General features: G+C 68.8%; 10 protein-coding genes. 4 read left to right on the top strand and 6 right to left on the bottom strand.

Annotated features, from left to right (window positions below; genetic code table 11):
- Positions 1–227: 227 nt before the first annotated feature.
- From K377_RS06285 to K377_RS06265, 5 genes are all read right to left on the bottom strand, one after another.
- Positions 228–902 carry a response regulator transcription factor gene (locus K377_RS06285; protein ID WP_111662117.1) on the bottom strand — a complete coding sequence of 225 codons (675 nt, stop codon included), beginning with the start codon at positions 900–902 and terminating at the stop codon, positions 228–230.
- Positions 903–917: 15 nt separating this feature from the next.
- A complete protein-coding gene (locus tag K377_RS06280; RefSeq protein WP_111662116.1) occupies positions 918–2,303 on the bottom strand; it encodes a sensor histidine kinase in 1,386 nt (461 codons plus the stop codon).
- A gap of 103 nt (positions 2,304–2,406) precedes the next feature.
- A complete protein-coding gene (locus tag K377_RS06275) occupies positions 2,407–3,285 on the bottom strand; it encodes a DUF4429 domain-containing protein (protein ID WP_111662115.1) in 879 nt (292 codons plus the stop codon).
- A 76-nt stretch (positions 3,286–3,361) separates the two neighbouring features.
- Positions 3,362–4,573, bottom strand: a complete 1,212-nt coding sequence (locus K377_RS06270) for an alpha/beta hydrolase (RefSeq protein WP_111662114.1) — start codon at positions 4,571–4,573, stop codon at positions 3,362–3,364.
- Positions 4,574–4,758: 185 nt separating this feature from the next.
- Positions 4,759–5,400, bottom strand: coding sequence for a TetR family transcriptional regulator (locus tag K377_RS06265; protein ID WP_111662113.1), 642 nt, complete (start codon positions 5,398–5,400; stop codon positions 4,759–4,761).
- A 111-nt stretch (positions 5,401–5,511) separates the two neighbouring features.
- Here K377_RS06265 and K377_RS06260 point away from each other — a divergent pair, with 111 nt between their 5' ends.
- From K377_RS06260 to K377_RS06250, 3 genes are all read left to right on the top strand, one after another.
- On the top strand, positions 5,512–7,122 hold the full coding sequence (locus K377_RS06260) for an MFS transporter (RefSeq protein WP_111662112.1): 1,611 nt from the start codon (positions 5,512–5,514) through the stop codon (positions 7,120–7,122).
- Positions 7,123–7,314: 192 nt separating this feature from the next.
- On the top strand, positions 7,315–7,689 hold the full coding sequence (locus K377_RS06255; RefSeq protein WP_111662217.1) for a peptidase inhibitor family I36 protein: 375 nt from the start codon (positions 7,315–7,317) through the stop codon (positions 7,687–7,689).
- Positions 7,690–7,764: 75 nt separating this feature from the next.
- Positions 7,765–8,076: a small hydrophobic protein gene (locus K377_RS06250; RefSeq protein WP_111662111.1), complete on the top strand. Its 312-nt coding sequence runs from the start codon at positions 7,765–7,767 to the stop codon at positions 8,074–8,076.
- Positions 8,077–8,275: 199 nt separating this feature from the next.
- Here the strand turns inward: K377_RS06250 and aceE are convergent, their stop codons facing one another.
- Positions 8,276–11,008: a pyruvate dehydrogenase (acetyl-transferring), homodimeric type gene (gene aceE, locus K377_RS06245; RefSeq protein WP_111662110.1), complete on the bottom strand. Its 2,733-nt coding sequence runs from the start codon at positions 11,006–11,008 to the stop codon at positions 8,276–8,278.
- A gap of 441 nt (positions 11,009–11,449) precedes the next feature.
- On the opposite strand from aceE, the gene K377_RS06235 reads away from it, so the two are divergent.
- Positions 11,450–11,881, top strand: coding sequence for a DUF3052 domain-containing protein (locus K377_RS06235; protein WP_161195048.1), 432 nt, complete (start codon positions 11,450–11,452; stop codon positions 11,879–11,881).
- Positions 11,882–11,971: the final 90 nt, after the last annotated feature.

Here is an 11,971-nt window from a genome sequence, read left to right as displayed (position 1 = left end):
GAGAGGAAGGTATGGATTCGGACTGCCACGGCACGTCACACCACGGAGCCAACTTGCCGGTGATACCTGGGTATCCATGAGGGATACCGCAGTAGGGGGCGATGAAGGCGCACGCCTCTCAGCAGGCAAGACGCGGTGATACCGGGAGAGTTGGAGAGCGGGGTCCGAGCGACGTTCGAGTGAGGACCGGGCGCGCACGTCGAGCGAGGTGCTACCCGGGTAGGGGGTTACTGCTCCCCAGGTGTGACGAGCCCCGACTCGTAGGCGAAGATCACGGCCTGGGCCCGGTCGCGCAACCCCAACTTGGCCAGCACCCGCCCGATATGGGTCTTCACGGTCTGCTCCGCCAGCACCAACTTCTGCGCGATCTCCTGGTTGGACAGGCCGCGGGCGATGAGTTCCAGGACCTCGAGCTCGCGTGGCGTCAGGGACTTGAGCTGCGGCGAGCGATCTCGGCGTACCGGCCTGGTCCGCGTGAAGTCCTCGATGAGCCGCTTGGTGACCGTCGGCGCGAGCAGCGCCTCACCCGCCGCCACCACCCGAACCGCCGCGATCAGATCGGTGGGCGGCGCGTCCTTCAGCAGAAAGCCGGAGGCGCCCGCCTGCAACGCCGCATAGACGTAGTCGTCCACGTCGAACGTCGTGAGCATCAGCACCTTGGGCCGGTGCACGACACCGGGCGGCGGGTTCAGCAACTCCCGTGTGGCGGCGAGCCCGTCCATCTCCGGCATCCGGACGTCCATGAGGACCACGTCGGGGTGGGTGGAGCGGCACACCTCGACACCCTGCCGGCCGTCGGGGGCCTCACCGACGACGTCGATGTCGCTCTGCGCCGACAGCAGAGCGGCGAAGCCCGCTCGCACCATGGTCTGGTCGTCGACGATGATCACGCGGATGGTCATGCGGGCCGAATTCCTTTACACCGTGGGGGAGTCGGGCGCGGTCAGCGGGAGTCTGGCCGCGACACGGAAGCCCCCGTCGGGCAACGGGCCCACGTCCAGCGTGCCGCCGACCAACCGTACGCGCTCGCTCATCCCCACGAGACCGTGTCCCGTACCGGTCGATTCGAGCGGCGCCACCGGCTCCCGGGCCGGTCCATTGACCACGAGCACCAGCAGGGCGTCGGGATCGAGACCGATCGAGATCTGCGCCCGCGCACCGGGCGCGTGCCGCACCACGTTCGCCAACGCCTCCTGCACGATGCGGTAGGCGGAGAGGTCCACCGCCGGTGACACCTCGGCCAGTTCACGAACCAGGGTCAGCTCGGGGTACGACAGCTCGGTCGGCACCCCGCCGCGTATCGTCGCCTCCACCAGCTGCCGCAGATGCGCGAGGCCGGGCTGAGGCGACAGATCTCCTTGCGTCTCCTCACTGCGCAGCACCGCCAGCAGGCGGCGCATCTCCGTCAGCGACTCGCGGGCGCCCGCGGCGATCGAAGCGAACTCCTTGCGCACCTCGCCGTTCAACCCCTGGAGGCGGTAGGGCGCGGAATCCGCCTGCACAGTGATCACCGACATGTGATGGGCGACGACGTCGTGCAGCTCCCGCGCGATCCTCGCCCGCTCCTCCAGCAAGGTGCGGCGGGTCCGCTCGGCCTCGCTGATCGTCTCCTGCTCGACGAGTCTGCGCCGGGTCTCTCCGCGCTCGCGCATCAGAGCGCCCAGCAGCAGCACCCCACCGCTCAGGACGATGAGCAGCACCCCGGTGTCCTGACTGGTGCCGTCCCGGAAGAGCCCGAGGACGATGCCGGCGCCGACGGTGACGAGCCAGATCCCGATGAGAGCGCGTCGGCTCTGCCGCAGGGCCAGGGCGACACACAGCGCGAGATACCCCACGACGACCATGGGCGTCCACGGCGACGGATGGTGCGCGTCCCCCTGGAGCACCGGGATCGACCCCAGCACATCCGCGACGATCATGATGTACCAGGCGGTCAGGGGCCGGGTGACCGCGAGCAGCAGAGGTGCCGCCTGGGCGACCGCGATCGCACCGGCGAGGCCGCCGCTCACCCCGTAGTCGTTCGACAGCACCTGGGTGGTGACCGGGATCAGGACCGCGACGAAACCGAGCGCGAGCAGATAGGGCAGCATGCGCACCCAGCGCTGGGGCGCGCGGGACAAGAACGGCTCCGTCCGGTCGCCGTCGAGGGCGGAAGCGAGCCTCGCACCGAACGACGCCGGCCGGCCGCCCAGGTCGCGCAGACGGTGCGGCGGCGTATCGTCCGCACGCTCGGGGCCCGTCCGGTCCGGATCGTCGTCCGGCGGGCGGGTGCTCTGGTCGGGAGAGTCCGGTGCAGTGCTCATGGCCCGTTCAGCGTAGGCAACGGCACCGCCGCGCGACGTCATACCGAGGTGCTCACCGCACCCCCTACCCAGGTATCACCTACAACCTGGGGGGGGCAGGCCGTCACAGCTCCGCGAGCAGCTCGGCCTTCTTCGTCGTGAACTCCGCGTCCGTGACCAGGCCCGCCTGATGCAGTTCGCCGAGGTGCCGTATCCGGTCGGCGATGTCCGCCGGATCCCGGCGCGCGGGCACCGTCGCCCGGGCAGCGGGCTGCCCGGCGGCGGACGGGGCCGAACCGGACGCACGCACGGCCGCGAGCACGGACGCGGCGAACGGCAGCGACTCGTGGACCGGCCCGTAGCCGAGTCCGAAGACGACCGCGGCCGGATCCTGGTCGGCCTGCCCCGGCTGGTCCCCGGCGATGTCACGGTGCAGGAGCCGCAGGTGCCCCTCGAACAGCTCGGGCGAGCGCCATTCGACGCCACTCAGATCGCCGACCGGGAAGGTCTTGTCGCCGGCCTTCCACTTCGCGGACGACGCCCCCGTCCAGAACCAGCGGAAGGAGACCGACGAACCGTCGAAGGAGGCCTTGCCGTCGTACGCCTTGAACTGGAGCGGAGCCTCGGGAGGCGCCACCAGGTAGCCGTCGCCGCGCACGTCCTCCTCGGCGACGAGCTGTCCGCGCAGCTCGTCGGCGTAGTACTCCGCGAGCGTCTCCCGCTCGCCCGGCAGCACGAGCCGATAGGGGTCGCTGCTCTCCTTCAGCTGCCCGGCCGCGGCGTCCATCAGCGGATCGGCGCCGGGTCTCGGCACGGCCTGCAGTACTACGGTCCCGCGTTTCCCCGGGGTCAGCGTCACCGCCGCGATCGCTTCCAGAGGGATGTGACGCTCGCCCAACGCCTGAAGGAGCTTCGGCGTGCGGATCCCCCGTTCGAAGCGGATGCGCACGGAGTCGGTCTGGAACTCCCAGGCGGCATGAAATCCGGCCAGTACGTCACCCATGCGGCTCATCGTATGCGGCACGCCCGCCTCCGTCGCCTGTTGCGTCGGACCACTGTTTCGCCGTTCTCTACGCGCGTCAGGCCGAGACGTCGCCGGAAAATCCCTCCCGGCAGTCCTGATCCGAGTCGGCGCACAGCACCGATCGGTACGAGCCAGTTCCGATCTCGGCGAAGTTCCTGAGGCTCTCGGTGCCGGGCTCGAAGTAACCGGCGTGACCCTTGGCGTCCCCCGCGGAGACGACCCGGGCGCCGAAGCCCGAGGAGACCGGGTCGGCGCCGTGCCCGAGGCCGCCCACCTCCATGTAGGGCACGTCCTGGATCCAGTCGTCCTTGTCACGCATGGCCCACACGCGTGCGTGCGTGTGCAGACCCGTAGCGCTCTGGGCCCGCATTCCGGGACTGCCGGCCACCGCGATGTCGCTCACCCGCGACGGCAGGCCGCGCGCCGCGACACCGCAGACCACGGAGCCGTAGCTGTGGCAGTACAGGGCGACCGGCGAGACGCCGGGCAACCCGCGCAGCATCGCGTTGAGGCGGACCGCGCCGTCGTCCGCGCGCATCGACGTGGCGGCGTCCACCCCCAGACCGGCGGGGGCCGTGTAGTCGGCCCACGCGATCACCGCGGTGCGGGTGCGCGGGCTCTTCTCGCGTTCGGCGGCGTACAGGGAGCGGGCCATGCCCACCGGAGCGGAGTACTGACGGAACGTGCGCTGGAAGGTCAGCAGGTTCGTGTCGACACCCGGCACCACGACCGAGACACGCTGCGCCCGGTCGAGGTCGCCGAATACCTCGGCCACCCGGCCGCTGCCCGTGGGGTCGAAGGCGAGGATCTTGCGGTCGGGATCGGCCAGGAGCGCGAAACGCTGCATCCTTTGCCGCGCGTCGGAATGACCGGCGGAGGAAAGCCGCTGGTCGTGCATGCGCTGGCGCTCGACCTTGCGCTCCGCGTCCAGCGCGATGCGATTCGCGCGATAACGCAGCGCTACGGGCGCGCCGTTCATGTTGCCGACCGCGAGCGGGTAACGGATGGCGAGGCGACCGCGCTGGTGGGGAGTCAGCGAGGCGAAGAAGTGCCCGAGACGAGTGGGGGAGTCGCCGTGGGAGGGCAGCGCGTGCCCGTCTATCCGGCCGTGGTCCCAGGCGGTGAGAGCGGATCGGAGCGGCGTGTCGACGCCCCGCTGGTGGCGTACCGCGGTCCAGCCGGTGGTCGCCAGCATGACGAACACGACGGCCAGCGCAAGCAGTGCGCGCCAGACGTTCAATTGGGGGGATGAGTCGAAGGAAGTCACTGCGGAACACCCTAGGAGAAGCGTGACGGGACTCGTTAAACGGGTGAGGCAGATCACGTTTTGCGGGGTGTATTTGGGTAAAAGCGGGCGTAGTTGAGGTCAAGCCCTCACTCTGCGTAGAACGCCGAGGTGCCTGGAGTGCGCGGGAGTGCGACCGGTGTCACGTCGGGTTACTTATGCGCCGTTCACGCGGGGGTGTGCCGCCAGTGCTCGCCGATCGACGGGGTCAGATGATCGAGATACGTCTCCGTGACGGCGCGGATGGCGTCGACGCTGGTGTCCTCACCGGCCCCCCACAGGCGTCCGGCCAGCCGCATCACACCACTGAACGCGGCCACGGCCACGCGCGGGCGCGGGTCGCTGTCCACGTCCACGCCCTCCCGTTCGGCGATGACGCGCGCGATCTCGTCCTCCAGCTCGATGGAGCGGCGCAGATGCACGGCCAGCAAGGAGGGCGTCGATTCGATCAATTGGTAAGTGCGCATGTGGAGTTCGACCGTGATGACCTCCTCCACCGACTGGCTCAACGCGTCCCAGGTGCCGAGGACCGTGTGGCGCAGCGCCTCGAACGGGCTCTCCTCGACCGGGCGTTCGCGCAGAGCGGCGACGAAGCGGCTCTCCACCATGTCCTGCACCGCGAACGCGGCCTCTTCCTTGTTCGCGAAGTAGCGGAAGAAGGTGCGCTGGGACACCTCGCACGCCTCGACGATCTCGTCGACCGTGGTCCGGTCGAACCCCTGCGTCGTGAAGAGCTCAAGTGCTGTACGCAGCAGCGCTGTTCGCGTGCGCTGCTTCTTGAGTTCACGCAGGTTGAGTCGGGCAGCCATGTTCCTCTTTCCGGCCGGTCGCGCGGCTCGGCGACAGTGTGAGCGAGGCGACAGTTACCGAATGGTGAAATGCTTTGTCAACTGTCAGGAGCTGTCACTAGCCTCGAACGTATGACTAGTCAGATCACTGTCGACAAGGCGGACCGGGTTCCGGAGCCCGACCCGTCCCCGGCATCGGCCAAGGGATTTCGCGGCCATCCCTGGTTGACCCTTTTCTCAGTCGCGATCGGCGTGATGATGGTCGCCCTCGACGGCACCATCGTCGCCATCGCCAACCCGGCCATTCAGAAGGACCTCGGCGCGAGCTTCGCCGACGTCCAGTGGATCACCAACGGCTACTTCCTCGCCCTCGCGGTCACACTGATCACCGCGGGCAAGCTCGGCGACCGGTTCGGCCACCGGCAGACCTTCCTCATAGGCGTGGTCGGCTTCGCCGCCGCCTCCGGAGCCATCGGCCTGTCCGACAGCATCGCGCTCGTCATCACCTTCCGCGTCTTCCAGGGCCTGTTCGGCGCGCTGCTCATGCCCGCCGCGCTCGGTCTGCTGCGCGCCACGTTCCCGGCCGAGAAGCTGAACATGGCGATCGGCATCTGGGGCATGGTGATCGGCGCCTCGACGGCGGGCGGCCCCATCCTCGGCGGTCTGCTCGTCCAGCACGTCAGCTGGCAGTCGGTCTTCTTCATCAACGTTCCCGTCGGCGTCGTCGCCCTGGTCCTCGGGCTCGTCATCCTGCTCGACCACCGGGCCGAGAACGCGCCGCGCTCCTTCGACATCCCCGGCATCGCCCTGCTGTCCGGCGCGATGTTCTGCCTCGTCTGGGCCCTCATCAAGGCGCCGACCTGGGGCTGGGGCGACGGCATGACGTGGTCGTTCATCGGCGGGGCGGTGCTCTGCTTCGTCCTCTTCGCGTTCTGGGAGACCCGGGTCGCCGAACCACTCATCCCGCTGGGGCTGTTCCGCTCCGTGCCGCTGTCGGCCGGTGTGGTCCTGATGGTGCTCATGGCCATCGCGTTCATGGGCGGCCTGTTCTTCGTCACCTTCTACCTGCAGAACGTGCACGGCATGAGCCCGGTCGACAGCGGACTTCACCTGCTGCCGCTGACCGGCATGATGATCGTGGCCTCCCCGCTCGCGGGCGCCATGATCACGAAGGTGGGCCCGCGCATTCCGCTCGCCGGCGGCATGGCGTGCACCGCCCTCGCGATGTACGGGATGTCCACGCTGGAGGCGGGGACCGGCAGCGGCATCATGTCCGTCTGGTTCGGCCTGCTCGGCCTCGGACTCGCCCCCGTGATGGTGGGAGCCACCGAAGTCATCGTGGGCAACGCCCCGATGGAGCTCTCCGGCGTCGCCGGCGGTCTCCAGCAGGCCGCGATGCAGATCGGCGGCAGCCTCGGCACCGCCGTGCTCGGTGCCGTGATGGCCTCGAAGGTCGACAGCGACCTCGCGGGCAACTGGGCCGACGCCAAGCTGCCGCCGCTCACCCCGGCGCAGCTCGACCAGGCGTCGGAGGCGGTCCAGGTCGGTGTCGCTCCGGTTCCGGACCAGACTCCGGCCGGTATCGCGGCGAAGATCACGGACGTCGCCCACGACACCTTCATCTCCGGCATGAGCCTGGCCTGCCTGGTCGCCGCGGGTGTCGGTGTCGTCGCCATCCTCGTCGCCCTGCTGACCAAGCGCGGCGACAACCCGGAGGCGGCAGCGGGAGCCGCGCACATCTAGCGCCCGCCCGTCGCAAGCGAGGCGGGAAACCGCCCGTGTGGGGGAAGCCCTCGGGAACTTTCCGAGGGCTTTCGCTTATCCGGGTGACGTCGCTCGACAGCCCTTCCCGGAACCGGATCTTCCGGGCCAGAGTGTCAGGCAAGCGATCAGTCGCGAACGCAACTGGTCGATATGACACGGGGGTTGATGCACATGCGTACGTCCATGATGGTCAGGCTCGCCACGGTCACGTTCGCGGCGGTGGCGCTCACACCGGGCTTCGCCACCGCGGCCGCGCCACCGACACTGGGTGACTGCGGCGCGGGGGAGCTGTGCCTGTGGTCCAAGACCGGATTCAAGGGGACCCGGCACACCTACGAACTGGCCGGGACCGACATCGAGAGCTGCGTCGCGCTGCCGGAGGGGAGCAGCGCGGCGTCCCTCGCCAACCGCACGCGCCGTCCCGTCACCACTTATCAGTCCGCGGAGTGCGCGGAGACCGGGGAGTTCCAGACCTATCCCGGCAGTGGGACCTGGGAGCCCGAATCCCCTTACCACGTAAGGGCGTTCAAGGTCTGGGAGAGATAGCGGAGCGCCGTGCGCGGTAGGTGTCGGCAAGCGGGGTACCCGGAGTACCGCCCGAGTCCACGAACCCGAGGAGTGATGATGGCGGGCTTCGGACACACCACGCGCAAGCACCCCCGTTCACGTGGCCGCGTGGGCACACGGAGCGGGCCGGACCGCGCGACGCTCGGAATCATCGGAGTCATCTGCGCGGTCGTCGGGTTCTTGACCCTGGGGATCGTGTTCGGACCGGTCGCCGTCGTCTGCGGCTGGCTGGCCATGGGGCGCCGCTGGACCGGCACCCAGTCGATACCGGCCCTGGTCGCGGTCGTACTCGGCGCGATCGACACTCTGCTCGCGGTCATCGGTCTGATCACCTCGGTCGGCCTCGCCGCGGGAGGAATGTTCTGAGTCCGAGCGGCTGACCGCCCCGAGCGGTCGACTCCAGGCGGCCCCGGGCATTGCCCGGGGCCGTCCCCGGCCCACACCGAGATCGCCCTCAGCCCTCCGGGACCTGCGCGCGTCGCAGGAAAAGCCGGAGGGCGGCGGGACCGGAGTTCCCACCGCCCTCGGAAGGGGGCGTCAGCGGAGGCGTCCGCCCAGTGAGCCGTTACGCGTCGCCCCCGGCCGCACCCGGGTCGGCGGCGGTGACGTCGAGGAGCTGGTAGCGGTCGATCGCCTGCTTCAGGACCGAGCGGTCGACCTTGCCCTCACGGGCGAGCTCGGTGAGCACCGCGACCACGATCGATTGGGCGTCGATATGGAAGTAGCGGCGTGCGGCACCCCGGGTGTCCGCGAAGCCGAAGCCGTCCGCACCGAGCGACTGGTAGGTGCCCGGCACCCAGCGGGAGATCTGGTCCGGCACCGAGCGCATCCAGTCGGAGACCGCGACGAACGGACCTTCCGCGCCGGACAGCTTCTGCGTGACGTAGGGCGTGCGCTGCTCCTCCTCGGGGTGCAGCAGATTGTGGCGCTCTACCTCCACTGCCTCGCGGCGCAGTTCGTTCCACGAGGTCGCGGACCACACATCGGCGCGCACGTTCCACTCCTGCGCCAGGATCTGCTGGGCCTCGAGGGCCCAGGGGACACCGACACCCGACGCCATGATCTGCGCCGGGATCGTGCCCGAGGTCCCGGTGCTGATGCGGTGGATGCCCTTGAGGATGCCGTCGACGTCGACGTCGGCCGGCTCCGCGGGGTGCTGGATCGGCTCGTTGTAGACGGTGAGGTAGTAGAAGACGTTCTCACTGTCCGGGCCGTACATCCGGCGCAGACCGTCCTTGACGATGTGCGCGATCTCGTACGCGTAGGCCGGGTCGTAGGCGACGCAGCCGGGGTTGGTGGAGGCCAGCAGCTGCGAGTGGCCGTCGGCGTGCTGAAGGCCCTCGCCGGTCAGCGTCGTGCGGCCGGCGGTCGCGCCGAGGACGAAGCCGCGGGCCAGCTGGTCGGCCATCTGCCAGAACTGGTCGCCGGTGCGCTGGAAACCGAACATCGAGTAGAAGACGTAGACCGGGATCAGCGGTTCGCCGTGGGTCGCGTACGCCGAGCCGGCCGCGATCAGCGACGCGGTGCAGCCGGCCTCGGAGATGCCGTCGTGCAGCATCTGGCCGGTCGGCGACTCCTTGTAGGCGAGCAGGAGTTCACGGTCCACGGACTCGTACTGCTGGCCCAGCGGGTTGTAGATCTTCGCGCTCGGGAAGAAGGAGTCCATGCCGAAGGTGCGGTACTCGTCGGGTGCGATCAGCACGAACCGCTTGCCGATCTCCTTGTCCCGCATGAGGTCCTTGAGGAGCCGGACGAACGCCATGGTCGTGGCGATCGACTGCTGACCCGAACCCTTCTTCACGCTCGCGTACGTCTTGTCGTCCGGGAGCTGCAGGGGCTTCGCCCGCACGACGCGGGTCGGGACATAGCCGCCCAGCGCCTGGCGCCGGTCGTGCATGTACTGGATCTCCTCGGACTCGCGGCCCGGGTGGTAGTACGGCGGGGCGCCGCCCTCGAGCTGCGCGTCGGTGATCGGGATGTGCAGCCGGTCGCGGAAGCCCTTCAGGTCGTCGACCGTGAGCTTCTTCATCTGGTGCGTGGCGTTGCGGCCCTCGAAGTTCGGGCCGAGGGTCCAGCCCTTGACCGTCTGCGCCAGGATCACCGTCGGCTGGCCCTTGTGCTCCTTGGCCGCCGTGAACGCCGCGAAGATCTTCTTGTGGTCGTGACCGCCGCGGCCCAGGTGCAGGATCTGGTCGTCGGTCATGTTCTCGACCATGGAGCGCAGCCGGTGGTCGCCGCCGAAGAAGTGCTGGCGGATGTAGGAGCCGGGCTCGGTGGCGTACGTCTGGAACTGGCCGTCGGGCGTGGTGTTCAGCTTGTTCACCAGGACGCCGTCGCGGTCCTGCGCGAGCAGCGGGTCCCAGCTGCGGTCCCAGACCAGTTTGATGACGTTCCAGCCGGCGCCGCGGAACTGCGACTCCAGCTCCTGGATGATCTTGCCGTTGCCGCGCACCGGGCCGTCGAGGCGCTGCAGGTTGCAGTTGACGACGAAGGTGAGGTTGTCGAGGCCCTCGCGGGCGGCGATGGAGAGCTGGCCCAGGGACTCGGGCTCGTCCATCTCGCCGTCACCGAGGAAGGCCCACACGCGCGACTTGGAGGTGTCGGCGATGCCGCGGGCCTCCATGTAGCGGTTCATCCGGGCCTGGAAGATGGCACCGAGCGGGCCGAGGCCCATGGAGACGGTGGGGAACTCCCAGAAGTCCGGCATCAGCCGCGGGTGCGGATACGAGGACAGGCCGTTCGGCGCCTTCGACTTCTCCTGGCGGAAGGCGTCCAGCTGGTTCTCGGAGAGCCGGTCCAGGAGATACGCGCGGGCGTAGATGCCCGGCGAGGCGTGCCCCTGGAAGAAGATCTGGTCGCCGCCGTCGCCCTCGTCCTTGCCGCGGAAGAAGTGGTTGAAGCCCACGTCGTACAGCGACGCCGAGGAGGCGAAGGTCGCGATGTGGCCGCCGACGCCGATGCCGGGGCGCTGGGCGCGGGAGACCATCACCGCGGCGTTCCAGCGGGTCGCGTTGAGGACCTTGCGCTCGATCTCCTCGTTGCCGGGGAAGAAGGGCTCGTCCTTGGTGGCGATCGTGTTGATGTAGTCCGTGCTGCGCATCTCGGGCACGGCCACGCGCTTCTCGCGGGCGCGCTCGATCAGCCTGAGCATCAGATACCGGGCCCGCTCGCGGCCGCGTTCGTCGACCGCCGCGTCAAGGGAGTCGAGCCACTCCTGAGTCTCTTCGGGATCGAAGTCCGGGACCTGGCTGGGGAGACCGCCAATGATGATCGGGTTGCGATCGGATCCGGAAGCCACGCTGTTCCCTCACTGTCGGTGATGCCACTGATTCACTGTCGGGTACGCCGTAGTCCATCGTGTACCGCGGAATCGGAATCGTCATGTCTACCGCGAGGTAATCCGGATTCCGTTCGATACCCCTCGATACCCCGTGAGCGCGTGCGCACATTTCGCAACGATACGCTCATGTCGTTCACGTGTTCCGGGGGGCCGTTCGGCCCTGGTCACCCTCCGTGGTCGGGCAGTGCGGGCAAACCCGGCAGAATGCTGTGGCGCACATCACCGACCTGGGGGGATCCTTGACTGGAGTTGCGGTGACACAGCCGGGAACGTCACCGTTTCGGCGGTCTCGGCGGCCGGGTACTTGCGCGATCCGTCGCGCACGTGTGGACTACGGCCAACGCTTCGCGTGCGCGCGAAGCTGAAGACAACTTCGTAAACATGATCAGGAGGCAATCCGTGAGCGCGACCGCGGACCACGCGGAGACGAACCTTGCCGTGAGGCTTGGTTTCCAGCCCGACCAGGTGGTCCAGGAGATCGGCTACGACGACGACGTCGATCAGGAGCTCCGCGAGGTCATCCAAGAGACCATCGGCTCCGAGCTCGTCGACGAGGACTACGACGACGTGGCTGACGCCGTGGTGCTCTGGTTCCGTGAGGACGACGGGGACCTTACTGATGCGTTGGTGGATGCCATCGCGTACATGGAAGAGGGCGGGTCCATCCTGCTTCTGACGCCGAAGACCGGGCGTGACGGGTACGTCGAGCCGAGTGAGATCGGTGAGGCCGCCACGACCGCCGGGCTGTCCGCGAGCAAGAGCGTCAGTGCGGGCAAGGACTGGACCGGCAGCCGTCTTGCCACGCCGAAGGCAGCCGCCAAGAAGCGGTAAGCGTCCCGGCGGAACGGGAAATTAGGAGATGAGGCCCTGGCGGGCGCGCTTCGGTGCGTCCGCGAGGGCCTCAGGCATGCCCGGGTCCGG

Source organism: Streptomyces sp. PsTaAH-137, from assembly GCF_003259365.1.
GTDB lineage: Bacteria > Actinomycetota > Actinomycetes > Streptomycetales > Streptomycetaceae > Streptomyces.
Note: the sequence above shows the minus strand (reverse complement) of the source record. Positions and strands in the feature narration are given on the sequence as shown.